This is a genomic window from Ruegeria sp. YTSC002, assembly GCF_059609845.1.
The window spans coordinates 246,831-267,903 of sequence record NZ_JBXWML010000001.1 but is presented as its reverse complement, the minus strand read 5'-3'; the positions used below and the strand labels follow the sequence as shown (position 1 = coordinate 267,903).

At 58.8% G+C, this 21,073-nt stretch carries 27 protein-coding genes; 13 read left to right on the top strand and 14 right to left on the bottom strand.

The window, feature by feature from the left end; all coding sequences use genetic code 11:
* Window positions 1-179 precede the first annotated feature (179 nt).
* Complete coding sequence (locus AC2FFD_RS01370; protein WP_496871549.1) at window positions 180-845, top strand: J domain-containing protein; 666 nt, start codon at window positions 180-182, stop codon at window positions 843-845.
* 49 nt (window positions 846-894) lie between these two features.
* Here AC2FFD_RS01370 and AC2FFD_RS01365 read toward each other — a convergent pair whose 3' ends face one another.
* Window positions 895-1,413 (bottom strand): YHS domain-containing (seleno)protein, encoded by a 519-nt coding sequence (locus AC2FFD_RS01365; RefSeq protein ID WP_170346106.1) that lies wholly within the window; start codon window positions 1,411-1,413, stop codon window positions 895-897.
* 234 nt (window positions 1,414-1,647) lie between these two features.
* On the opposite strand from AC2FFD_RS01365, the gene yghU reads away from it, so the two are divergent.
* Complete coding sequence (gene yghU, locus AC2FFD_RS01360; protein WP_496871547.1) at window positions 1,648-2,526, top strand: glutathione-dependent disulfide-bond oxidoreductase; 879 nt, start codon at window positions 1,648-1,650, stop codon at window positions 2,524-2,526.
* A gap of 59 nt (window positions 2,527-2,585) precedes the next feature.
* On the opposite strand, the gene AC2FFD_RS01355 is transcribed toward yghU, so the two are convergent.
* Together AC2FFD_RS01355 and AC2FFD_RS01350 are read right to left on the bottom strand one after the other, a co-directional pair.
* Window positions 2,586-3,374 (bottom strand): SseB family protein, encoded by a 789-nt coding sequence (locus tag AC2FFD_RS01355; protein ID WP_496871544.1) that lies wholly within the window; start codon window positions 3,372-3,374, stop codon window positions 2,586-2,588.
* Window positions 3,367-3,978, bottom strand: coding sequence for a uracil-DNA glycosylase family protein (locus AC2FFD_RS01350; protein WP_496871543.1), 612 nt, complete (start codon window positions 3,976-3,978; stop codon window positions 3,367-3,369). The genes AC2FFD_RS01355 and AC2FFD_RS01350 overlap by 8 nt, the downstream gene beginning before the upstream one ends.
* A 223-nt stretch (window positions 3,979-4,201) precedes the next feature.
* Here AC2FFD_RS01350 and AC2FFD_RS01345 point away from each other — a divergent pair, with 223 nt between their 5' ends.
* Genes AC2FFD_RS01345 through AC2FFD_RS01330 form a run of 4 tightly spaced genes read left to right on the top strand, consistent with a single transcriptional unit; the run spans window position 4,202 to window position 8,767 of the window.
* Window positions 4,202-4,861 (top strand): ABC transporter ATP-binding protein, encoded by a 660-nt coding sequence (locus tag AC2FFD_RS01345; RefSeq protein ID WP_170346103.1) that lies wholly within the window; start codon window positions 4,202-4,204, stop codon window positions 4,859-4,861.
* A complete protein-coding gene (locus AC2FFD_RS01340; RefSeq protein ID WP_496871540.1) occupies window positions 4,839-6,416 on the top strand; it encodes a KpsE/RkpR family capsule polysaccharide export protein in 1,578 nt (525 codons plus the stop codon). The genes AC2FFD_RS01345 and AC2FFD_RS01340 overlap by 23 nt, the downstream gene beginning before the upstream one ends.
* A gap of 5 nt (window positions 6,417-6,421) precedes the next feature.
* Window positions 6,422-7,255: a 3-deoxy-8-phosphooctulonate synthase gene (gene kdsA, locus AC2FFD_RS01335; protein WP_257599251.1), complete on the top strand. Its 834-nt coding sequence runs from the start codon at window positions 6,422-6,424 to the stop codon at window positions 7,253-7,255.
* A gap of 15 nt (window positions 7,256-7,270) precedes the next feature.
* Window positions 7,271-8,767, top strand: a complete 1,497-nt coding sequence (locus AC2FFD_RS01330; protein WP_496871538.1) for a phosphomannomutase/phosphoglucomutase — start codon at window positions 7,271-7,273, stop codon at window positions 8,765-8,767.
* 47 nt (window positions 8,768-8,814) lie between these two features.
* Here the strand turns inward: AC2FFD_RS01330 and AC2FFD_RS01325 are convergent, their stop codons facing one another.
* On the bottom strand, window positions 8,815-10,770 hold the full coding sequence (locus tag AC2FFD_RS01325) for an AsmA family protein (RefSeq protein WP_496871535.1): 1,956 nt from the start codon (window positions 10,768-10,770) through the stop codon (window positions 8,815-8,817).
* Window positions 10,771-10,864: 94 nt separating this feature from the next.
* Between AC2FFD_RS01325 and rimO the strand changes: the two genes are divergently transcribed.
* Both rimO and AC2FFD_RS01315 read left to right on the top strand, forming a co-directional pair.
* Window positions 10,865-12,253: a 30S ribosomal protein S12 methylthiotransferase RimO gene (gene rimO, locus AC2FFD_RS01320; RefSeq protein WP_496871533.1), complete on the top strand. Its 1,389-nt coding sequence runs from the start codon at window positions 10,865-10,867 to the stop codon at window positions 12,251-12,253.
* A 113-nt stretch (window positions 12,254-12,366) separates the two neighbouring features.
* Window positions 12,367-12,726 carry a hypothetical protein gene (locus tag AC2FFD_RS01315; protein ID WP_257599255.1) on the top strand — a complete coding sequence of 120 codons (360 nt, stop codon included), beginning with the start codon at window positions 12,367-12,369 and terminating at the stop codon, window positions 12,724-12,726.
* Between the two features lie 133 nt (window positions 12,727-12,859).
* On the opposite strand, the gene AC2FFD_RS01310 is transcribed toward AC2FFD_RS01315, so the two are convergent.
* Window positions 12,860-13,048, bottom strand: coding sequence for a hypothetical protein (locus tag AC2FFD_RS01310; RefSeq protein ID WP_170346096.1), 189 nt, complete (start codon window positions 13,046-13,048; stop codon window positions 12,860-12,862).
* A 230-nt stretch (window positions 13,049-13,278) separates the two neighbouring features.
* Here AC2FFD_RS01310 and AC2FFD_RS01305 point away from each other — a divergent pair, with 230 nt between their 5' ends.
* A complete protein-coding gene (locus AC2FFD_RS01305; RefSeq protein WP_170346095.1) occupies window positions 13,279-13,521 on the top strand; it encodes a CDGSH iron-sulfur domain-containing protein in 243 nt (80 codons plus the stop codon).
* Here the strand turns inward: AC2FFD_RS01305 and AC2FFD_RS01300 are convergent, their stop codons facing one another.
* From AC2FFD_RS01300 to AC2FFD_RS01280, 5 genes are all read right to left on the bottom strand, one after another.
* The gene (locus tag AC2FFD_RS01300; RefSeq protein WP_496871530.1) at window positions 13,522-13,782 is read right to left on the bottom strand and encodes a DUF6455 family protein; all 261 of its coding nucleotides are present in this window, start codon (window positions 13,780-13,782) and stop codon (window positions 13,522-13,524) included. It abuts the gene before it with no gap.
* Entirely contained in the window at window positions 13,782-14,051 is a 270-nt protein-coding gene (locus AC2FFD_RS01295) for a DUF6455 family protein (protein ID WP_170346093.1), read from the bottom strand. The genes AC2FFD_RS01300 and AC2FFD_RS01295 overlap by 1 nt, the downstream gene beginning before the upstream one ends.
* Window positions 14,052-14,065: 14 nt before the next feature.
* On the bottom strand, window positions 14,066-14,317 hold the full coding sequence (locus AC2FFD_RS01290) for a DUF6455 family protein (RefSeq protein ID WP_117867945.1): 252 nt from the start codon (window positions 14,315-14,317) through the stop codon (window positions 14,066-14,068).
* Window positions 14,318-14,386: 69 nt separating this feature from the next.
* On the bottom strand, window positions 14,387-14,755 hold the full coding sequence (locus AC2FFD_RS01285; RefSeq protein ID WP_496871528.1) for a YigZ family protein: 369 nt from the start codon (window positions 14,753-14,755) through the stop codon (window positions 14,387-14,389).
* On the bottom strand, window positions 14,752-15,459 hold the full coding sequence (locus AC2FFD_RS01280) for a M48 family metallopeptidase (RefSeq protein ID WP_496871526.1): 708 nt from the start codon (window positions 15,457-15,459) through the stop codon (window positions 14,752-14,754). Before AC2FFD_RS01280 ends, AC2FFD_RS01285 begins: the two co-directional genes overlap by 4 nt.
* 120 nt (window positions 15,460-15,579) lie before the next feature.
* Between AC2FFD_RS01280 and AC2FFD_RS01275 the strand changes: the two genes are divergently transcribed.
* Window positions 15,580-15,828 carry a DUF8831 family protein gene (locus AC2FFD_RS01275; RefSeq protein ID WP_170346090.1) on the top strand — a complete coding sequence of 83 codons (249 nt, stop codon included), beginning with the start codon at window positions 15,580-15,582 and terminating at the stop codon, window positions 15,826-15,828.
* On the opposite strand, the gene AC2FFD_RS01270 is transcribed toward AC2FFD_RS01275, so the two are convergent.
* Window positions 15,816-16,091: a DUF167 domain-containing protein gene (locus tag AC2FFD_RS01270; protein ID WP_496871523.1), complete on the bottom strand. Its 276-nt coding sequence runs from the start codon at window positions 16,089-16,091 to the stop codon at window positions 15,816-15,818. The two genes, AC2FFD_RS01275 and AC2FFD_RS01270, sit on opposite strands and share 13 nt — an antisense overlap.
* A gap of 135 nt (window positions 16,092-16,226) precedes the next feature.
* On the opposite strand from AC2FFD_RS01270, the gene AC2FFD_RS01265 reads away from it, so the two are divergent.
* Window positions 16,227-16,805 carry a nitroreductase family protein gene (locus AC2FFD_RS01265; protein WP_496871521.1) on the top strand — a complete coding sequence of 193 codons (579 nt, stop codon included), beginning with the start codon at window positions 16,227-16,229 and terminating at the stop codon, window positions 16,803-16,805.
* Entirely contained in the window at window positions 16,802-17,500 is a 699-nt protein-coding gene (locus AC2FFD_RS01260) for an EI24 domain-containing protein (RefSeq protein WP_496871519.1), read from the top strand. Before AC2FFD_RS01265 ends, AC2FFD_RS01260 begins: the two co-directional genes overlap by 4 nt.
* A 6-nt stretch (window positions 17,501-17,506) precedes the next feature.
* Here the strand turns inward: AC2FFD_RS01260 and AC2FFD_RS01255 are convergent, their stop codons facing one another.
* The gene (locus AC2FFD_RS01255; protein WP_117867937.1) at window positions 17,507-17,779 is read right to left on the bottom strand and encodes a DUF1467 family protein; all 273 of its coding nucleotides are present in this window, start codon (window positions 17,777-17,779) and stop codon (window positions 17,507-17,509) included.
* Window positions 17,780-17,802: 23 nt separating this feature from the next.
* A complete protein-coding gene (gene mce, locus AC2FFD_RS01250) occupies window positions 17,803-18,207 on the bottom strand; it encodes a methylmalonyl-CoA epimerase (RefSeq protein WP_170346086.1) in 405 nt (134 codons plus the stop codon).
* A 136-nt stretch (window positions 18,208-18,343) separates the two neighbouring features.
* Between mce and AC2FFD_RS01245 the strand changes: the two genes are divergently transcribed.
* Window positions 18,344-19,063 carry a response regulator gene (locus tag AC2FFD_RS01245; protein WP_496871518.1) on the top strand — a complete coding sequence of 240 codons (720 nt, stop codon included), beginning with the start codon at window positions 18,344-18,346 and terminating at the stop codon, window positions 19,061-19,063.
* 172 nt (window positions 19,064-19,235) lie between these two features.
* On the opposite strand, the gene aspS is transcribed toward AC2FFD_RS01245, so the two are convergent.
* Complete coding sequence (gene aspS, locus AC2FFD_RS01240) at window positions 19,236-21,014, bottom strand: aspartate--tRNA ligase (protein ID WP_170346084.1); 1,779 nt, start codon at window positions 21,012-21,014, stop codon at window positions 19,236-19,238.
* Between the last annotated feature and the right edge of the window lie 59 nt (window positions 21,015-21,073).

Below are 21,073 nucleotides of genomic sequence, written 5' to 3'. Positions count from 1 at the left end.
GTCGTTTCGGAAGATGTGTACTGTTTACCAGCACCACCCCTAAAACGGTGCCTTTGAGGGACAATTGAATCTCAACACAGCGATTGTTGTCACCAGCCCCGCAAATCATCCCTGAAATTTGACAAAACCATGACGCTGGCGACACTGGAAAAGTGTAGTTTGTAATGAGTGTTTTGAGTATGGAACCTGTCGATAAAGTGCGGGCGCGCGCGGATGCGTTGGCGGATCTGGGGTTAAGCCCCTGCGCCGGTTCCCAAGAGATCAGGGACGCCTGGAGGCAGATCGCCTTCCATTCACATCCCGATCACAAGGATGGGGACAGTTCCGGTTTTTCGCGCGCCAAGGCGGCCTATGATTTTCTGCGCAAGGAAGGGTTGGTTACAAAAGGTGGTGCCAGTTCCGGCCCTCCACAACCGCGCCGACCCCGTTTGAAAAAGCGCATCATCGAACTTCCACTGGAAGATATCGCCGCCTGCAAGGCGATGCTGAATCCCGACCAGAGGTTGCCGAAAATGCAAGATGAAGCGGATGTTCAGGACACATCTGATGCATGTGTCTCGGATCACGTTCCTGACGCGGTCGGGTGTTACGGGCGGCATCTGACCTATTTTGTCACCACGCCCGTGCATCATGGGGCAAATCGCGTGGCCTTGCCGACGACCGTCCTGACCAGCGCACGCCACACCGAGGCTGAAATTCTGAGCTTTCAGTCAAAAGATACCGGTGCCGGAGAAGTCATCATCCCCGATACGATCCGCGAACGGAAGTTTCCGGGGGCCAAGAGTGTGCGGATCAGGTTTGACGCTGATCAGGATATTCGGGATCAATTCTGGCTTGCAGGGTAACGGCCTCAGCCCGGCTGGACCAGCCGGGCATTGATCTTGTGACGCCGGGTCAGTTCGAAACCGGGCCTTCGGACGTGAATTTCGGAATCACGTTGGTCGAGGCGTCGCTTGGTTCGATACCGGGCCAGTTTCCTTCGGCAAGATTGATATTGCCCGGAATGTCTTCCTCGAAAAATCCGACAACCACATCGGTGATGTTGAGATACAGTTTGTCATCCACGATCCGCCACAGGTTCGGGTTTGCCGGAACCTTGCCACCGCGCGACACGCCATAGGCGCAGTGCCCATCATATTGCGGCGCGTAGTATGCCGGGTTTTCCAGGAATTTGTCTCGGTTTTCCTCGGTCGCAAAAGCCCAGGTCGCACCGTTGTACTCGGCGGTGATGTTGGCATTTCCGCGCACACCCTCGGGCTGCGGCTGGCCCACCGGCACCTGATCCAGGCTGCGATAGGCAACGACATCGTAACCCGAAACAGCAAAACCTGTGCCGTCAATATATTGAGGGCCGGCAAAAGCCGGAACCGCCAGCGCTATGGCCGCAGCGAGTGTCAATGCAAAGCGTTTCATGTCGTCCATCCTTTTCGGGTCAACTAAATCCGTGATGCCTTGGGCAGGTCTGAATGGACAATATGCGATTCCCGTGCGGTGCGTAGTCCCCCTAACGCCGCTGTGACCCGGCACGAGAAAACGTGAGAGTTTGGCGGCGGATTGTTACAGAATACGCCAGTTGGGTGGGGTTGGACTCGGCGGTTTGCAATATTAGCTGTATGGCAGCCCTGACATAGGCAAGAAAGGCAAGTGATGACCGACCAATCCTCGTATACCCCTCCAGCGGTCTGGACCTGGGACAGTAAAAGTGGCGGACAATTCGCCAACATCAACCGGCCGATCGCCGGAGCGACCCATGACAAGGACCTGCCGGTCGGACAGCATCCTCTTCAGCTGTACTCGCTCGCGACACCCAATGGCGTGAAAGTCACGGTGATGCTGGAAGAGCTGCTGGCACTTGGTCATGAAGGCGCTGAATACAACGCCTGGCTGATCAACATCGGAGAAGGCGATCAATTCAGCTCGGGCTTTGTCGAGGTCAACCCGAACTCGAAAATCCCCGCGCTTTGGGATCGGTCCGGCGACAAACCTGTTCGGGTTTTTGAAAGCGCCTCGATCCTGTTCCATCTGGCCGAAAAGTTCGGCGCGTTTCTGCCGGCTTCCGGCCCCGAGCGGACCGAGGTGATGAACTGGGTGTTCTGGCAGATGGGCAGCGCGCCGTATCTGGGCGGTGGGTTCGGGCATTTCTACGCCTATGCACCCGAGAAATGGGAATACCCGATCAACCGTTTCGCCATGGAGACCAAGCGCCAACTGGACGTTCTGGATCGTGAACTGGTGGAAAAAACCTTCATCGCGGGCGAAAACTATTCGATCGCCGACATGGCGATTTGGCCCTGGTATGGTCAGTTGGTTCTGGGCCGCCTTTACAGCGCGGCAGAGTTCCTGGACGTGGAATCCTACAAGAACGTCATGCGATGGGCCAAGGCGATCGACGCGCGCCCTGCGGTTCAGCGCGGCCGCATGGTCAACCGCACCTTTGGCGAGCCGCACACGCAGCTTCACGAACGCCACGACGCCACCGACTTCGAAACCCGCACGCAGGACAAGTTGGAAGCGGCAGCGGAATAAACAAACCCCAATGCAACAACACGCGGTGCAGCTTGCGCCGCGTGTTTGCCTTTGGATGGTTATTTCAGAATGGGTGGGTTGTCCGGGTTGCTGCCGGGCGCTTCACGGACCGTATCGGCAACTTGCGGCTGGGGCAGATCAAACCGAAGGCCCACCTTGGCCAACAGCGCGGCGGCGGCCTCGCTTGCGGTGAAAAACCCGACATCCATCGCGCCTGCCTCGATCCCGGAAAAGGTCAGCGCCTCGGACGCGGCCTTGGCCAAAGCGGGCTCGGCCCCCTCGATCGCATCGACAAACCCCAACAGATGGCCCTGCGCGCCCGATTTGGACTTGGTGGCGACCAGATAAGCCGCGCTGGCAAGTCCGCCTGCCGTCGCCAGTTTTGCATCCAGCGCGGTCAGCAGGTTCTGCGGCAGGCCAGCGGGCGGCAAAAACTCGGCAAGCTCTTCCTCGACCTCTTGCGGGCTGTGCTGCAACGTTTCAGCCAACCATTCCAGTGCTTCCTCCGGAATCAGCATGGAAGATGGCGCCGTCTCAAGGTTCAGACCAAGCCCGATGCCCTGTCCCGACAGCATCCCCGAAAGCACCCGCCCCGACAGCGCCACATAAGGCACGGGCCGCCCGGCAAACTGCGCCAGCCGGTCCTCACGATCAAAGGCAAGAACAAAGCGCCCGTCAGCCACATCGAACACTTCGGGCGAGATGTTTTCGTCCCGCGCTTCTTCGGTCAGCATCAGAAACAGCTCGCTATCCGCAAGCCGTTCAAAGAAACGCAGACGGGCGGCATCACTTGTCGGGTCCGCCTGCATCGCGGCATGCGCGGTGTCCAACGCCGTGGAGTCAGTCATTCAGCACCTCTTGGACCCGTGCGCGCAAAACAGGCAGCAGTTCAGCCTCGAACCACGGGTTTTTCTTCAACCATGCCGTATTGCGCCAGGACGGGTGAGGCAAGGCAAAGACCCGCGGCGCATGGTCCCGCCAGTTGCGAACGGTGTCCGTCACCGACCCGCGCGCGCCAAGATGAAACTTGTGTGCATGACCTCCGACCAGCACGGTCAGCGGCACACGCCCCAGTTCCTGCATCACTCGGTCATGCCAGGTCTTGCGGCACATCGCAGGTGGAGGAAGATCAGCATTGCGCGCATCATACCCCGGAAAGCAGAACGCCATCGGCACGATCGAAACACGGTCGCGGTCGTAAAAAACCGACTCATCAATCCCCAGCCAGTGCCGCAGCCTGTCGCCGGACGGGTCGGTGAAGGGCCGCCCCGACTCGTGCACACGGGCGCCCGGTGCCTGCCCCGCGACAAGGATTGGCGTTCCGGGGCGGAACCAGACCACCGGGCGCGGCTCGTGTGCGGTTTCTGTTTGCGCGAACCTGTCGGCACACAAGCGGCAAGCGCGGATTTCCTGACGTAAAGCGTTCATCTGATCGTGACGGTCCCTGTCCATCCAGTCTGTTGTTGGCTGCCAAAACAGATAATAACGACCGAACGCAGCACCAAGTGAATGGAATCCCTTGCTGCACCCGACCAGACATTCATGCGCGCAACCGGGACGCATTGATCATTTGTTTCATAATTCGACATAATGTAGCCAACATGGGCCGGTAAAAAATACCCTTTCTGGCCGCCCGCAAGTGCGACAAACGACTAAAACGAGCAGCAGACCGCGAATGCTAGAATTCGACAACGTCAGCAAATCCTTCTGGACCGGAACGCGCCGCAAGGTGATTCTGGATCGGGTCTCGTTTCGGGTCGAACTGGGCACCTCACTGGGCGTTCTGGCCCCGAACGGAACCGGAAAAACCACGCTGATCAACATGATGGCCGGTCTGGAAAAACCCGACGAGGGCGTGGTCCGCCGCGAATGCCGGGTGTCCTTTCCCATGGGGTTCACCGGTGGCGTGTCGGGAAAACTGTCAGCGCTTGAAAACGCGCGCTACATCGCCAAGATCTACGGTATGGACCCCGATTACATCGAGGCCTACTGCAAATGGCTCTGCGGTCTGGGCGAATATTTCGACCAGCCCCTTGCCACCTACTCCTCTGGGATGAGGGCGCGCTTCACCTTTTCTTTGATGCTGGCGCTGGACTTTGACATGTATCTCATCGACGAAGGGATGCCGGCGACAACAGATGTCGAATTCAACGAAAAGGCTGGGGCGATCCTGAAGGAAAGATTGCGCACGACGACTTTGGTGATCGTATCGCACAGCCCGTCCGTGTTGGAGAAATTCGCCCAGAAAGCCGCCGTACTTCTGGACGGGCAATTGTATATATTTGACTCCTTGGAAGAGGCGAAGCAGCTGTATGACTACGAAACCCAAGGTTAGAAAATATAACTGGCGCCGCGGACGTCAGACGGAAAGCTCGGCCGAGGCGCGATCGGACGCCATCTCGCGTATTCGCAACGCGACGCAAGGCCCTGCGGCCGCCGGCGAAGCACAGCCCGGGACGCAGCTGGATGACATCAAGCGCGAAGGCCTGACGGGCCGTCAATTGCGTATCGCACGACGTCTGGCGCAGAAACACGGTCTGGCCGCGACGTCGGATTATGACGCGGTGCGGTTGCTGCGCAAAAAGGGCATCGACCCCTTCCAGCGCACCAATCTGCTGGACCTTGCTGCCGCAAAACCATCGAACGGGGGTGACAAACCCAAGGACAGGATAAACGTTCAACTGCCGCAGCCCATGGGCGCCGAGAAAACGAACCTGCCCGGGCCCGAGCTCAGCCCGGCTGAGCGGCGCAATTATGAAATCAGCCAAATCCAAAAAGACATCGCACGCCGTCGCAAGCGTAAACTGTTTGGACTGTTTGCGCGTCTGGCGGCCTTTGTGTTCCTGCCGACCTTCATTGTCGGCTTCTATTTCTACCGCATCGCCACGCCGATGTATGCCAGCGATTCCGAATTCCTTATCCTGCAAGCTGATGGCGGACCGGGCAGTGTCGGCGGTCTGCTCGCCGGCACGCAATTCGCCACCACGCAGGACTCGATCTCGGTTCAGTCTTTTTTGGAATCGAAAGAAGCTTTGCTGTTGCTGGATCGGGATGCCGGGTTTTCCGATGTCTTCAAGCAGGAATGGCTCGACCCGATTCAAAGACTGGCGCCAGACGCCTCGCTTGAAGACGCCTATAAGCTGTTCAAACGCATGATCACCATCGGCTATGACCCGACCGAAGGGGTCATTCGGATGGAGGTTGCCGCCCCCGACGCGCAGACATCGACCGAGTTTTCCGAGCGCCTGATCTCTTACGCAGAAGACAGGGTGAACGCCTTGTCCGGAAAAAAACGCGAAGACCAGATGCGCGACGCGCTGCAAAGTTTCGAAGCGGCGCAGGAAGCGCGCAGGCAGGCTCAGGAAGAGTTGATCGAGCTTCAGCTTCAGGGCGCGGTTCTTGACCCCGAAAACGTCATTGCCAGCCTGCGTGCCCGCATCAACGAAATCGAAATACTGGTTCAGGACAAAGAGCTTGAGCTCGCCGCGCTTCAGGACAACCTGCGCCCGAACAAGGCAAAGGTTGATGGCGTCAAGGCAGATATCGCCCGTCTGGAAAAGGTTCTCAAAGAACTGAATGCCGAGATGCAGGATGCCTCGGACGGCGAAAACTCGCTGGCGCGGTTGAGCGTGCGTATCCAGATCGCGCAGGCGGACCTGGCGGCGCGTGACATGATGCTGCAAACGGCAATGCAGCAAATGGAAGCGACCCGGTCCGAAGCCAACCGGCAGGTGCGCTATCTGACCGTGTCGGTCAACCCAGTTCCCAGTCAGGAACCCAGCTATCCGCGCAAGTTCGAAAATACGATTTTGGCATTCCTGTTGTTTGCTGGTATCTACCTGATGATCTCGCTTACCGCGTCGGTCCTTCGTGAACAGGTATCCTCATAAAACTCATGAAACATGTTAAAATCTCCGACCTGACAGTCGGCAACGACCTTCCGCTGACCATCATAGCTGGGCCATGTCAGCTTGAAACCGCAGACCACGCGCAGATGATTGCGGGCAAGATGAAAGAAGCCTGCGACGCCGCCGGGGCGCAATACGTCTTCAAGGCGTCTTATGACAAGGCGAACCGGACATCCCTGTCGGGCAAGCGTGGCATGGGCATCGATGCGGGGCTGAAGGTGCTAAGCGACATCCGCAAGACGATGGGCATCCCGGTTCTGACCGATGTTCATACCGAAGCGCAATGCGCCATCGCCGCCGAGGCGGTGGACGTTCTGCAAATTCCGGCATTCCTGTGCCGTCAGACCGACATGCTGCTGGCGGCCGGGAACACCGGCAAAGCGGTCAATGTGAAAAAGGGGCAATTCCTTGCACCTTGGGAAATGACCAACATCGTCGATAAAATCGAAAGCACCGGAAATCAGAATATCCTGCTGACCGAGCGTGGCACCTCATTTGGCTACAACACGCTTGTCGCCGACATGCGCGCGCTGCCCCAAATGGCGAAAACCGGGTATCCGGTGGTGATGGACGCCACCCATTCCGTGCAGCAACCCGGAGGCAAGGGCGGGTCTTCGGGCGGGCAGCGCGAATTTGCACCGGTAATGGCCCGCGCCGCGGTTTCTCTGGGTGTTGGGGCCGTGTTTATCGAAACCCATCAGGACCCGGACTCGGCCCCATCGGACGGGCCAAATATGATCCCCCTCGACCAGATGCCCCAACTTGTTGACACATTGATGCGATTTGATGCGCTTGCTAAAGCGAATCCGATACAGATTTAACGATTGAGACTTGTTATGACCAAACCCCTCACCGAGGTAACGCCCAACAGCTGGAACTTTCTGCGCGACGCGATGATCACGCCCACCGGGTTCCGTGAATACGACGCCCGATGGAAATACCCCGAAGAGATCAACCTGCCCGGCATGACCGCGCTTGGGCTGGGGCTTGGCACGCAGATGCACAAGCGCGGGATCGAGCCTGTAATTGCTGTCGGCAACGATTATCGCGATTATTCATTGGCGATCAAAAATGCCCTGATGCTGGGCCTGATGCAGGCTGGTATCCGTGTCAAAGACATCGGCCCTGCGCTCAGCCCCATGGCATACTTCGCACAGTTCCATCTGGATGTGCCGGCGGTGGCGATGGTCACCGCCAGCCACAATCCCAACGGCTGGACCGGGGTCAAAATGGGTTTTGACCGTCCGCTGACCCATGGCCCTGATGAGATGTCGGAACTGCGTGACATCGTACTGAACGGCGAAAGCGTCACGCGCGAAGGCGGCTCTTACGAGTTCGTCGATGGCGTCAAAGAGGCCTATATCGACGACCTGGTCGGCGATTTCAAAATGTCCCGCCCGCTCAAAGTGGTCTGCGCAACGGGCAACGGCACGGCTTCGGCCTTTGCGCCCGAGATTTTCGAGCGGATCGGGGTTGAGGTCGTACCCAGCCATAACCGTCTGGACTATACGTTCCCCAACTACAACCCGAACCCAGAAGCCATGGAGATGCTGCACGACATGGCCGCCACCGTGAAATCCAGCGGTGCCGATCTGGCGCTGGGGTTTGACGGTGACGGAGACCGCTGCGGCGTCGTCGATGATGAGGGCGAGGAGATCTTTGCCGACAAGGTTGGCGTGATCATGGCGCGTGATCTGGCCAAGCTTCACCCCGGATCGACCTTTGTCGCGGATGTGAAATCCACCGGTCTGTTCGCCAGCGATCCCGAGTTGCAGGCCCTGGGCGCCAAAGCCGATTACTGGAAGACCGGCCACAGCCACATGAAGCGTCGGGTCAAGGAAATCGGTGCACTGGCCGGGTTCGAAAAATCAGGCCACTACTTTTTGGCCGAACCGATCGGGCGTGGATACGACTGCGGGATGCGTGTCGCAGTCGAAATCTGCAAACTGATGGACCGCAACCCGGATCAGAGCATGTCGGACCTGCGCAAGGCCCTGCCCAAGACCTGGTCCACACCCACGATGTCACCCCACGCCGCTGATACCGAGAAATATGATATCCTTCAGCGGCTGGTCGACAAGTTGGTCGCCAAGGGAGATGCGGGCGAAACACTCGCTGGCCGCGCAATCAAGGAAGTGGTCACGGTGAACGGCGCACGTGTGATTCTGGACAACGGCAGCTGGGGTCTGGTGCGGGCTTCGTCCAATACCCCCAATCTGGTCGTTGTCTGTGAAAGCAGCGAAAGCGAGGCTGAGATGCGCGCCATCTTCGCGGACATTGATGCCGTCATCCGAACCGAGCCCGGTGTCGGCGATTACGACCAGACGATCTGAACACAACTGCTTGGGGCATATCCCGATGCCCCAAGCACGATGGTTGCTCAGTCGCCGCCGAATAATTTGAGCAGACCTTTCTTGGCCTCTTCTTCAAGCTTGTTCTTGATGGCGTCTTCGATCTGATCACTGTCGGTGATCGTCGTATCCAATTCGTTGCCGACCTTATCAAAAACCTTCTGTTTGGCGTCGTCTTCCAGTTCTTTGACCTTCACATCCGCGGCCGCCTCGATCACCTTGGTCAGGTCCGGCTTGATCGACGGGTCGCTCCAGGGGCCTTTGATGTGAACGGGAACCGATATCCCCTGCCCGGAATTGGCACGCAACGCCACGGGCGTGAACAGATAGTCGATGTTGCGAGCCCCCAGATCCACGGTGCCGGTGCCATCTGCACGGAAATTCTTCAGTGACATGAGCAGATCACTGTTCGTCAACACGCCCTGATCGATGGTGAAACTGGCCGTCAGGCTGTTGAACACGGTGGTTCCGCCTGATCCGGTGCCCTGCCCCATCAATCGGTCCAGATCGAGCCCGGAAATCACTCCGGGACCGACATCCAGGTTTCCCTTGCCGCTGAGGGACCGCATGATCTGATCCTCGGACTGACCAACGCCCAGAAACTCAAATGCTCCCGCAGCGGTTCCCGACAGGCGTTTGACCCCGGCCATCGTGGTCAGTGCCTGTTCCAGATCGATCCCGGTGGCGGTCACGTTGCCGCCGACAGACAGGCCGTTGCGGTTGTTGGCAACCACCTGACCCTTCAGTTGCCCCGAAAACAGCGTGGCCGGGTGCATGTCCAGAACGGCCCGCGACCGATCCAGCGACAGGGTCAGGTCACTTTTGCCGAACGTCATTCCGGGCACGGCGATCGAGTTGGCCGTCAGGCGAATCTTACCGTTCGCCAAGGCCAGAGCGGACGCGTCGATAGGGTCCTTCGACCACCCCTCAGGTGCAGGAGCGTTTGCCTGAGACGTGCCGCTTGAGGCAGAACCCGTTTCGGAAATCCGCGACAGATCCAGATCACCGGCATCCAGACGGGCCACGATACGCGGCGGGTCCGAGATGGTGATATCCGCCTCACCCACGAACCGGTTGTCATCCAATTGCGCAACCATGTTCCGCATGGAAATCCGCCCGTCCTGCGTATACGTCATATGCGCTGAAATGTCGGCGATTTTGCCCAATCCGGGCGGTACAGATGTGCCAGCCTGACCGAAGGCGGCGAGCATTCTATCAGTGTCCCGCGTCACGACCTTGATGGTTCCATCCATTTCACCCGTAAGATTGACGCGTCCTTCAAATCCGATCTCGCCGCCCGGAGCCGTCAACGCCAGTTCCAGATCAGTCACTGACCCGGCCGCAAAAGCCGGTAAATCCGGGATTTTCAGATCAACCTGAACCGCACCTCCGGGCACTGGCATGGCGGCCTCCATCACCAACGGGGCCGTCACCTCGGGCCAGCTTGCAGATAGTGTCACGCCCGAGAAGTCCATCTGCGTGACGCCATTTTCCTCGTAAATCAGCCGTGCATTTGTCAGCTCCAGTTGATCCAGCGTGACCTGCCCCGAGGGCTCAGCGGGCGTGGTGCCCCCGGTCGTGGCCGCAGTTGTCGCTGTTGTTGGGGTGCTCAATTCCCAATTGCCGCGCCCATCGGATCGTTCCAACCGCAACACGGGATTGTCTGCAAAAACACGTTTGATCCGCAGATCCCCGTTCAACAGCCCGGCAGCGTCCACCCCGACGGCCAGGCTATCCGCGCTGAGCATCGGCTCCGGTCCGGCCCAGCTTGCGTTGCCGAAACGCACCGGCCCGGTCTCCATCCCGACCACCGGCCAGAAGGATATGCGCACATCGCCGGTCAGTGTCAGATCCCTCCCGGTCTGGGCCTTGACCTGCTCGGCCAGAATCGCGGCAAGCTTCTCCCCCGGCATCAGCAACAGCGCGCCGATGATCAGCGCGACCACGGCCACAACAATAAACAGGATGCGCATCAGCCATTTCATAGTCTGCTCTCCGCCTTTTGGCTTGTCATTGCCGTGATCATTCAAATCACACGTCACATTTGCAAGGGGAAGCTTTCCCCACTATATGCCGCGCATGACGACGAACCCGCCAAACCTCCGCCCCGACCTGGCGCCTGCTGCCCGGATCACCGAGACGCCCCAATCAAACCAGCCGACCATCGGTATGGTGTCCTTGGGCTGCCCAAAGGCGTTGGTCGACAGTGAACGCATTCTGACCCGGCTGCGTGCCGAAGGATACGGCATTTCGCCAGATTATGCCGGGGCCGATGCCGTCATTGTGAACACCTGCGGGTTCCTTGACAGCGCCAAGGCGGAATCGCTGGACGCGATCGGAGAGGCGCTGGTGGAAAACGGCAAGGTCATCGTAACCGGCTGTCTGGGCGCAGAACCGGATTACATTCGCGAGCATCACCCCCGCATCATGGCTGTCACCGGCCCGCACCAATACGAGCAGGTGCTGGATGCGGTGCATGCCGCTGTGCCCCCCGATCCTGATCCGTTCGTGGACCTGTTACCCGCCAGCAGCGTTCAGTTGACGCCGCGCCACTACAGCTATCTGAAAATTTCCGAGGGCTGCAACCACAAGTGCAAGTTCTGCATCATCCCCGACATGCGCGGAAAGCTGGCCAGCCGCCCCGCGCATGCGGTTCTGCGCGAGGCGGAAAAGCTGGTCGACAATGGCGTGCGTGAATTGCTGGTGATTTCGCAGGACACCTCGGCCTATGGGCTGGACCGCAAATACGATGTGAACCCTTGGAAAGACGGTGAAGTACGCAGCCATATCACCGATCTGGCGCGTGAACTGGGGCAGTTGGATGCCTGGGTGCGGCTGCACTATGTGTATCCCTATCCGCATGTGCGGGACCTGATTCCGCTGATGGCGGATGCCGGGTGCAACGTGCTGCCTTATCTGGATATCCCGTTTCAACACGCCCACCCGGACGTTCTGAAACGCATGGCACGCCCGGCCGCGTCGGCCAGAACGCTGGATGAAATCAAGGCCTGGCGCGCGATCTGCCCGGGTATCACCCTGCGATCGACCTTTATCGTCGGCTATCCGGGCGAGACCGAAGCCGAATTCCAGACCCTGCTGGACTGGATGGACGAGGCACAACTGGATCGTGTCGGGTGTTTTCAGTATGAAAACGTGGATGGCGCGCGCTCGAACGACCTGCCCGATCACGTCCCGGCCGAAATCAAGCAGGAGCGCTGGGATCGCTTCATGGAAAAGGCTCAGGCGATCTCGGAGGCCAAGTTGCAGGCGAAGGTCGGACAGACGCTTGAGGTGATCGTGGACGAGGTCGACGACGAGGCCGCCACCTGCCGCACCAAGGCAGACGCGCCCGAGATCGACGGCAACCTGTTCATCGATGAAGGGTTCGAAAACCTCAGGCCCGGTGACATCGTCACGGTCGAAGTGGACGAGGCCGGAGAATACGATTTGTGGGGTAAGCCCGTCTAAGGTCTGACACCGCGGTCGAGCACACGGCATATGGGCAAAGCGTGAACCGAGTTTACTGGCCGAACACGCGGTCAGACCCGATCTTGGACTGAAAGCCAATCACGGGGGTTTTCATGTCTCATATCTTCAAGCTTGGCCGGAAGGGTGTGATATTCCTGATCGCTGCGCATTTCGTGGCCACCCCCGGTTACGCCCAGCCCACACAGGTCGGCTCTGCCGGATTTATTGTGGTCGGCGGCAAAAATCTGAGCTTTCACAAAAACGGCCGTCACAAGATAAACCGGTATTACGTGGCCCCGAAAGCCAAGTCACACGCCAAGCACCCCAAGGCGCATATCAAAAAACCGACCACGGTTTATCGATACACCGCCCCCAAACGGCGTGTCATCGGGCATATCCCCTATGGGTCGGTCAAACGACAGAAATTCAAGTCATTCAAGTTCAAGCATTCCTACGGCTTCAAAAGGCACTAAACAGGGGTCGCACCCCGCGACAAAGCACTTGTCGACAGCCGCAAAAAAGCAGGCAAGAAAAAACCGCCACGAATGGCGGCGGTCGTTCCCGAAAGGGTGCAGGCGGTCCGCGTCCGGGCCGCCTGCGAATGGCTTACTGAGTAACCGGATTACAGACCGTCTGGCCTGCTTCGGTTGTGGCAAGCTCATAGCCACCCGGGCAGCTGGGCGTGCCGGCTTTGTCATAGCTGGGCTGAACGTAAACAGGTGTCGGTTCTTCCTGCTGCGCACAGGCAGTCAGGATCAGTGCAAATGCGCCAACGGCGGCGAGTTTCAGTTTCATGTCCGTCAATCCTTTATTACTTTTCTGATATTGCCCAGCTTTTCGGGGCCGGTTTCAGAATACGGGTTGAACGACAATCTGGCAACTGAATCGATCACGACTTTGTGAGTCACAGCGAATCCATGCCAATCCAATGGCGCAATGACGTTCCTTGCGGCGTCAAACCTATCATTCTGACTGCGGCGCCCTAAACTGTTGCAGCACAATCAGCTAAAAGACGGAGAAGCCACATGTCAAACGCACCCATCATTGCCCGGAAATCGCCCTTTCCGGTCGAGGTCGTTCAGGGAAAAACCTATTTCTGGTGTGCGTGCGGAAAATCCGGCCGCCAGCCGTTTTGCGACGGCTCGCACAAAGGCACCGGATTTGAGCCTGTGAAATATACAGCGGAAGACAGTAAGAAGGTTTTCTTCTGTGGGTGCAAACACAGTTCGAAACCGCCTTTGTGCGACGGAACGCACAACGGGCTTTGATCAGGTTTTCAACCCATTCAATATCTCGGCATTCGGGCAAAAATCCGGGGCCGTGGCCGCTGTGCCCTGTTGCCGGGCAAGCCAATACTCGCATTGCACATCACATCCGGCAACGCGGCACCGCGTGACAAGCTCGGCGTATTGTTCCGGCGAAAGGCGTCCTTCGGCCATCACTTCGGTCATGGAAATGCCCATACAGCGCGAAACCGAGCGTGTAAGCCAGAAATGCTTTTCGATTTCCCCCAACGCGACCTGAGACATCAAGCGTGCTCCTTCTGCTTGGTTTTGAGGGCGGCAAAAAACGTGCGATTCGGGCATGTCGACGGTGCCTGTTCAACCTGTTCGCGCCGTTCCAACCATTCCGGGCAGTCCTTGGCCCAGGAACAGCCGCGGCACTGCTGCACGATTTCAGCCCATTCTTCCTGTTTCAGATGACCGCTCCGATAGGCCGCGGCCAAATCGGCTCCGGTTGCCTGCCCCATGCGCAACACCAAACGCAGATGGGTCATGATTTCGCCCAGACGTGTCATGGCACACCCGTATGTCAAGGCAGGAGATTGTCGAGCAATTCCTGGTTTCGGCAGTATTCGGGCGTACGCCGAGCAGAACCGGGATTGTTCAGCAAACTCTTGCAGTGATCCGGGTTCGGGCAGTCGGTACAGCGCAAAACAGCGTCAGAGATCTGGTCCACGGAAACGGAGCCATCAATGGCGGCTTCCTCAAGATCAATGTCCAGCATTCTGGCCATATCGTCCACCAATCCGGCATGCAGCCGCAGGGTCTCTTGGGTAGGCATGCTGTTTCCTCTCGCTTTCACGCTGTGTCCAAAGGGTAGCGCATCCGCGAGGGCAAACATTGACTCAGGTCAAGATTGGATGCCGATGTGATCCAGATAGGCCCGCGTGGCATCCTGAACACGGCGAAAGCGATCCCCGCCCAGTTTCTTGCCGCCATACCAGCGCGTCACGATAATTACATGATCCTTTAACCCGGCGCGTTCGATCATCCGAAGGATCACCATACCCGCGCCGTTTTCCCCGTCATCGGCCTTCAACGCGCCGGTCGGCAAAGCCGCAGCCCAGGTGTTATGGGTGGCCTTGGCATAGCTCTTGTCGGATTTCAAATCCTCCAGAGCGGCGTCGATTTCAGCCCGCGTCGTGACCTGCGCGCCTGACACCGCGTATTTCGAGCCGCGATCCGTCAGGACGACACCCAGACACGTGAGCGCGGTCATTGGGACAGACCCAGTTGCTCTACTGTCTCCAGCACGATCTGAACGCGTTGAGCATTTGGCGGGTGGGTTCCCAAAAACCTGTCACCGGGATCCGGGATGCGATCAAAGAATTTTGCCCCAACCAACGGATTGTATCCAGCGTTATAGGTGATGATGGTTCCCAACTGGTCTGCCTCCAGCTCAAAGTCTTTCACATAAGCCTGAACGCCGACCTGCGCGCCCAGCTTTTGCGCCTCTTCAATGGCGGCGGCGTCCCCGCCGCGCAACTCTGCCACCCGCCCGAACTCGGCCGCGCTGGCGCTGGCGATTTCACTCTGCCTGGCGATGTGCCCCAACACGTGGTGGGCTGCTTCATGCCCCATGACAAACGCCAGTTCATCCGCGTTCTTGGTGGATTCGATCATCGAGCGGGTGAATATGATCACCGGCTGCTTGTTTTCATCCAGCGTCTGGAATGCATTGACCGAAGCCCGAGGGTTCAGGTCGACAAGAATCCGAAAGTCGCAATTCTGCCCGGTCGTCTGTTTCAGACACTGTCTGCGGGCTTCTGCCCCGACCGCCCGGCTGACCTCGCGAAAGGTCTGCACCATCGGTTCTGCCTCTGGCTCATCCCCCAGCCATTCCTCGGCGGGCTGGACGCGCAGGGCCCCCTCTCCACACGCCGCAAGCAGCAGGGACAGCAATAAAACAAACCAAATGCGCATGTCATATCCTTTGAGACCGAATGGCCGTGATTTCAACATAGTACGAGCGAACCGGCGAAACCACACCGCCGGTTCAACGAACGGCTTGCATTGCGCCTCGGCGGCTTGCACTCTGGCCTCATGTTTACGATTGAGCATGAATTCGACTCGACGGTCATTACGCTTGTGGACGAAGGTGAACAACCTTTGCAGGAAGATGTGGTGATCAACAATTTCGCGGAATGCGTCACGCTGGAACAACTTGATCCCCGCACCGATCAAATACAGAAGATCACTTTGTCACCCGAGCAGGTGCGGGATCTGGCGGCCGCGCTGGATCTGCCCGAAGGTGTTTATCAAATTCGCGAAACCGGGCCTCAGGGGTCATAGGCAAACCGCTTGATCCGTGCGGATTGCCCCTGCTTCAGCGTCAGGGTCGAGGGCGCGACGCCAAGACATTCTGCAAGCAGCAACTGCACGGCCCTGTTGGCCTTGCCGCTTTCCGGCGGGGCCGTAACGAATACCTTGATCTGCCCGTCTTCGACGCTCACCCGATCGCGGGCCGCCTTGGGCGTCACCTTCAATTGGAACACGGCCCCGGCCTGCGCCATCGCGCTGAGATCCGGCAGATCACGCAGCTTGGATTTCGCCATTGTCTCCTCTTCTTTCTCAAAGTCTTGCACGAAGCTCGTCGTAATGAAATTGATCCACGCAATCCATTGGCGTGCCCTTGAAACGGGCAGGATACCGACCAAGATACAGAGTCGTGATGTAAAGGAAGTTAACATATGTCCCTGAAAAACCCCGCCGCTCTGGAGTTTTTGCAGTCGCGCCGGTCCCGGCCGGCCAAGACACTGGTTGCTCCGGCCCCAACCCGGGAGGAGTTGCTGCCATTGCTGACGGCCGCCGCCCGCAGCCCCGATCACGGCAAACTGGAGCCCTGGCGATTCATCGTTCTCGAAAAGGGCGCGATGCCACGTCTGGCGACCCTGACCGAGGCCTGCGGGAAAAGGCTGAACAAAAGCCCGGAAGACATCGCCAAGGCGCGCAGCCAGTTCGATATGGGGCATCTGGCCATCGCGGTCATCGAGGTTCGCAAGCAATCCGAAAAGATTCCGGCCATCGAACAATCCTACTCTGCTGGCGCGGTCTGTCTGGCGCTGCTGAATGCCGCGCTGGCTGCGGGCTGGGGCGCCAATTGGCTGTCGGGCTGGCAAACACATGATCGCGCGTTCTGTGTCGATGCTTTCGGGCTTGCCGAAAACGAACACGTGGCCGGGTTGATTCATATCGCCACCGAGGGCGCGACCCCGCCGGAACGCCCCCGGCCCGATGTGGCCGCGTTGACAGAGTGGGTTTCGGAATGATCATCCTGAACGCCTTTTTCGGCGCACTTGGTCAGACCGGAGATCCCAAGTTCCGTGCCGTTTTGCTGCGCGGCGTGGGGTTGACCATTCTGCTGCTGGTTCTCGCCTGTGCAGGTGCGATCTGGTTGATCAACTGGTTGTCGGGCAGCGAAATCTCATTGCCGTTCGTGGGGGCTGTCCCGTGGCTGAACGACGTTCTGAACTATTCCGGTATCGTGCTCGTCCTGATCCTGCCCGTTTTTCTGATGGTGCCGGTCGCATCCGCCATCACCTCGATCTTTCTGGACGAGGTGGCACAGGCGGTTGAGGACAAACATTTTCCGGCGTTGCCGCCCGCTCGGCGTATCCCGGTCTCAGAGGCGGTAATGGACAGTCTCAGCTTTCTTGGTGTTCTGATTGTGGCAAACCTGCTGGCGCTGATCCTGTACGCAATTTTCACCCCGCTTGCGCCTTTCATCTTTTGGGCGATGAACGGGTTCTTGCTGGGGAGGGAATATTTCACCCTGGCTGCGATGCGAAGAATCGGGCGCGACGGGGCACGCAAGCTGCGGTCCAAACACTCGACAACGATCTGGGTGGCGGGCACCTTGATGGCCATTCCGCTTTCAGTGCCGCTGGTGAACCTGGTGATCCCGATCATCGGGGCCGCCACGTTCACCCATATCTATCACGCCGTGTCGGGCCAAAAGGCCTGACGGGGATTATCTTGGCTCCAGTTGGTTCAGCCAGTCGAAATCCCGCACCGAGATCACGCCCGACAGGATGATCCCGGCGATGATCGCCCACAGAACCACAGAGATACCGGTGGTGATCCACATCTTTCTTTTCATGTGATGCACTTCCGGCGCGCCCGCATGCGTGCCGGGAACGATGTCACCCAGATCGCCCTGGGTTTTGATGCGAATGGGCAGCACCACCAACAACGTCATGAACCAGATGACGGCGAACAACACCAGCGCGGCAGTAATGGTCATTTCGGGCCCTCCGGGGCTGGGGGTTATACCTGCTCCAGCTCGACCAGGCAGCCGTTGAAATCCTTGGGGTGCAGAAACAGAACCGGTTTTCCATGCGCACCGATCTTGGGCTCACCTGATCCCAGAACACGGGCTCCGGTTGCTTTCAGATGATCACGGGCCGCGATGATATCCTCGACCTCGTAACATACATGGTGGATGCCGCCGGCCGGGTTCTTTTCCAAAAACCCGTTGATCGGGCTGTCATCACCCAGCGGATACAAAAGTTCGATCTTGGTGTTGGGCAGTTCGATGAACACGACCGTGACACCGTGATCCGGCTCGTCCTGCGGCGCGCCGACTTTGGCGCCCAGCGCGTTGCGGTATTGCTCGGACGCCGCCTCAAGATCCGGTACGGCGATGGCGACGTGGTTCAGACGTCCAATCATGTCTCACTCCTGCTGTCCTGCGTTGCATGGGTTATGGGGGCTGCCCCGCCAAAGGACAAGTGCGCCAAATCGCGCGTTAACGTCGTGTTAGCCAGAAGTTCCTAGCGTGAAGCATCTGCTGCATAGGAGAGCTGCCATGGACGATTCGGGCCTACTTGCCACCACCACCGCCGCGCCCACCGCGACTCGACCCTTGCTGGGTCAGACCATACTGGTTGTCGAAGACAGCCGGTACGCTTGCGATGCCATCCGCCTGATGTGCCTGCACAGCGGCGCGCGCATTCGCCGTGCGGATTGCCTGAAATCGGCCCGAAGGCATCTACAGATCTATCGGCCTTCGGTCATTCTGGTCGATATGGGCCTGCCGGACGGATCCGGCGCCGACCTGATCGCCGAATTGGCCGAGACCACGCCCCGTATCAGTGTCATCATGGGCCTGTCGGGCGATGACGGCAGCGAAGACATGGCTCTTGCGGCCGGAGCGGATGGGTTTTTGTCCAAGCCGCTAAAATCAATGTCTCATTTTCAGAAATCCATTCTGGAACGCCTGCCGGAGGATCGGCGGCCCAGCGGGCTTCATGCGGTGCGCGATGAAATCATCCGCCCGGACCCTCTGGCCTATCAGGACGACATGGCCCATATCGCCGATGTGCTCGCAGGTCCCAACGATCATCGTACCTTGGACTACGCCGCTCAGTTCCTGCACGGCGTCGCGCGCGAGGCAAATGACAGGCCCCTGGCGGAAGCCGCGCGAAAGCTGGCATTGTCACGCGCAAACGGGACGCCGATCATGGCGCAGGCAGCGCAGGTTGCCGGGATGGTGCAGAACCGACTGGAACAGCGAGAGGCGATTTGAAATGGTGACAGCCTATTTCATCACTGCGACCCTTTTGTGCATCTGGCTGTACCGCCAAACACGGCATGCCGCGCGTTCCATACGCGTCAATCGAGACAATCTGAAAAACCCACTGGACTGACACACGCAGCCCGCGTGAAAAAAACCGCCCGCGACAAGCGGGCGGATTTTTTTACTGGTCCTGAGGGATAATGCGAAGACCCAACTCCATCAACTGATCCGAGGTCGGATCCGAAGGTGCGTCCATCATCAGATCTTCGGCGCGCTGGTTCATCGGGAACATCATGACTTCGCGGATATTGGCCTCATCTGCCAACAGCATCACGATCCGGTCGATACCAGCCGCACATCCACCGTGTGGCGGGGCGCCGTAGTGGAAGGCATTGAACAGGGCACCAAAGCGGGATTTTACCTCATCCTCGCCATAGCCTGCCAGTTCAAAGGCCTTCAGCATGATTTCCGGCTTGTGGTTCCGGATCGCGCCTGAAACCAGCTCGTACCCGTTACACGCCAGATCATACTGGTAGCCGCGCACATCCAGCGGGTTGCCCTGCAACGCCTCCATACCGCCCTGCGGCATCGAGAACGGGTTGTGTTCAAAGTCGATGGCGCCGGTTTCTTCGTCCTGTTCATAGATCGGGAAGTCCACGATCCAGGCAAATGCAAAACGGTCTTTTTCGGTCAGATTCAATTCCTCACCGATCACGTCACGCGCCTTACCGGCGACCTTTTCAAAGGCTTTTGGCTTGCCGCCCAGGAAGAAGGCTGCATCGCCAACGCCCAGACCCAGTTGCTGACGGATTGCCTCGGTGCGTTCGGGGCCGATGTTCTTGGCCAGCGGTCCCGCAGCCTCCATCCCCTCACCCTGATCGCGCCAGAAGATATAGCCCATCCCCGGCAGACCCTCTTTCTGGGCAAAGGCGTTCATGCGGTCGCAGAACTTGCGGCTGCCGCCGCCTGGCGCGGGGATCGCCCGAATCTCGGTGCCTTCCTGTTCAAGCAGCTTCGCGAAGATCGCGAAACCGGAACCGCGGAAATGCTCGGAAACCACCTGCATCTTGATGGGGTTCCGCAGATCCGGCTTGTCGGTGCCATACCACAGCGCCGCGTCCTTGTAGGAAATTTGCGGCCAGTCCTGATCAACCTTGCGCCCGCCGCCAAATTCTTCGAACACGCCGGTCAGAACGGGTTGAATGACGTCGAACACGTCCTGCTGTTCGACAAAGGACATCTCGAGGTCCAGCTGGTAGAAATCGGTGGGCGAGCGGTCGGCGCGCGGGTCTTCGTCGCGAAAGCAGGGCGCGATCTGGAAATACTTGTCGAAGCCCGACACCATGATCAGCTGCTTGAACTGCTGCGGGGCTTGCGGCAACGCATAGAATTTGCCCGGATGCAGGCGCGAAGGCACCAGGAAGTCGCGCGCGCCTTCGGGCGACGAGGCGGTGATGATCGGCGTCTGGTATTCGCGAAAGCCCTGATCCCACATACGTTTGCGCATGGACGCAACCACGTCCGAGCGCAGGGTCATGTTCCGCTGCATCGCCTCGCGGCGCAGGTCCAGATAACGATAACGCAGGCGGGTTTCCTCGGGGTATTCCTGATCGCCGAAGACCATCAGCGGCAATTCGTCGGCGGCCCCCAGAACTTCCAGCTCGCGTACATAAACTTCGATCTCGCCGGTGGGCAGTTTCGGGTTCACCAGGTCCGGGTCACGGGCTTTGACGGTGCCATCGATGCGGATGCACCATTCGGACCGTACTTTTTCCAACTCGGCAAAGGCGGCGCTGTCGCCGTCGCACAGGATCTGGGTTACGCCGAAATGGTCGCGCAGGTCGATGAACAGCACGCCCCCATGATCTCGAACCCGATGCACCCAACCGGACAGGCGAACGGTTTCTCCAACATTGGCGGCGGTCAAGGCGGCGCAGGTGTGGCTGCGATAGGCGTGCATGGAATATCCCTTCGGGCGCAGAATTCGTCGCGCCGATACACCCTGTCAGACCCGGAAAG

Coding starts and splice junctions, on each gene's coding strand:
- AC2FFD_RS01315 (WP_257599255.1), top strand. CDS start 12,367: ATGTCTCATATCTTCAAGCTTGGCCGGAAGGGTGTGATATTCCTGATC.
- AC2FFD_RS01325 (WP_496871535.1), bottom strand. CDS start 10,770: ATGAAATGGCTGATGCGCATCCTGTTTATTGTTGTGGCCGTGGTCGCG.
- AC2FFD_RS01370 (WP_496871549.1), top strand. CDS start 180: ATGGAACCTGTCGATAAAGTGCGGGCGCGCGCGGATGCGTTGGCGGAT.
- AC2FFD_RS01290 (WP_117867945.1), bottom strand. CDS start 14,317: ATGCCTACCCAAGAGACCCTGCGGCTGCATGCCGGATTGGTGGACGAT.
- AC2FFD_RS01310 (WP_170346096.1), bottom strand. CDS start 13,048: ATGAAACTGAAACTCGCCGCCGTTGGCGCATTTGCACTGATCCTGACT.
- AC2FFD_RS01295 (WP_170346093.1), bottom strand. CDS start 14,051: ATGACACGTCTGGGCGAAATCATGACCCATCTGCGTTTGGTGTTGCGC.
- AC2FFD_RS01265 (WP_496871521.1), top strand. CDS start 16,227: ATGTCCCTGAAAAACCCCGCCGCTCTGGAGTTTTTGCAGTCGCGCCGG.
- rimO (WP_496871533.1), top strand. CDS start 10,865: ATGACGACGAACCCGCCAAACCTCCGCCCCGACCTGGCGCCTGCTGCC.
- mce (WP_170346086.1), bottom strand. CDS start 18,207: ATGATTGGACGTCTGAACCACGTCGCCATCGCCGTACCGGATCTTGAG.
- aspS (WP_170346084.1), bottom strand. CDS start 21,014: ATGCACGCCTATCGCAGCCACACCTGCGCCGCCTTGACCGCCGCCAAT.
- yghU (WP_496871547.1), top strand. CDS start 1,648: ATGACCGACCAATCCTCGTATACCCCTCCAGCGGTCTGGACCTGGGAC.
- AC2FFD_RS01305 (WP_170346095.1), top strand. CDS start 13,279: ATGTCAAACGCACCCATCATTGCCCGGAAATCGCCCTTTCCGGTCGAG.
- AC2FFD_RS01355 (WP_496871544.1), bottom strand. CDS start 3,374: ATGACTGACTCCACGGCGTTGGACACCGCGCATGCCGCGATGCAGGCG.
- AC2FFD_RS01300 (WP_496871530.1), bottom strand. CDS start 13,782: ATGTCTCAGGTCGCGTTGGGGGAAATCGAAAAGCATTTCTGGCTTACA.
- AC2FFD_RS01260 (WP_496871519.1), top strand. CDS start 16,802: ATGATCATCCTGAACGCCTTTTTCGGCGCACTTGGTCAGACCGGAGAT.
- AC2FFD_RS01345 (WP_170346103.1), top strand. CDS start 4,202: ATGCTAGAATTCGACAACGTCAGCAAATCCTTCTGGACCGGAACGCGC.
- AC2FFD_RS01350 (WP_496871543.1), bottom strand. CDS start 3,978: ATGGACAGGGACCGTCACGATCAGATGAACGCTTTACGTCAGGAAATC.
- AC2FFD_RS01280 (WP_496871526.1), bottom strand. CDS start 15,459: ATGCGCATTTGGTTTGTTTTATTGCTGTCCCTGCTGCTTGCGGCGTGT.
- AC2FFD_RS01275 (WP_170346090.1), top strand. CDS start 15,580: ATGTTTACGATTGAGCATGAATTCGACTCGACGGTCATTACGCTTGTG.
- AC2FFD_RS01285 (WP_496871528.1), bottom strand. CDS start 14,755: ATGACCGCGCTCACGTGTCTGGGTGTCGTCCTGACGGATCGCGGCTCG.
- kdsA (WP_257599251.1), top strand. CDS start 6,422: ATGAAACATGTTAAAATCTCCGACCTGACAGTCGGCAACGACCTTCCG.
- AC2FFD_RS01365 (WP_170346106.1), bottom strand. CDS start 1,413: ATGAAACGCTTTGCATTGACACTCGCTGCGGCCATAGCGCTGGCGGTT.
- AC2FFD_RS01340 (WP_496871540.1), top strand. CDS start 4,839: ATGACTACGAAACCCAAGGTTAGAAAATATAACTGGCGCCGCGGACGT.
- AC2FFD_RS01270 (WP_496871523.1), bottom strand. CDS start 16,091: ATGGCGAAATCCAAGCTGCGTGATCTGCCGGATCTCAGCGCGATGGCG.
- AC2FFD_RS01330 (WP_496871538.1), top strand. CDS start 7,271: ATGACCAAACCCCTCACCGAGGTAACGCCCAACAGCTGGAACTTTCTG.
- AC2FFD_RS01245 (WP_496871518.1), top strand. CDS start 18,344: ATGGACGATTCGGGCCTACTTGCCACCACCACCGCCGCGCCCACCGCG.
- AC2FFD_RS01255 (WP_117867937.1), bottom strand. CDS start 17,779: ATGACCATTACTGCCGCGCTGGTGTTGTTCGCCGTCATCTGGTTCATG.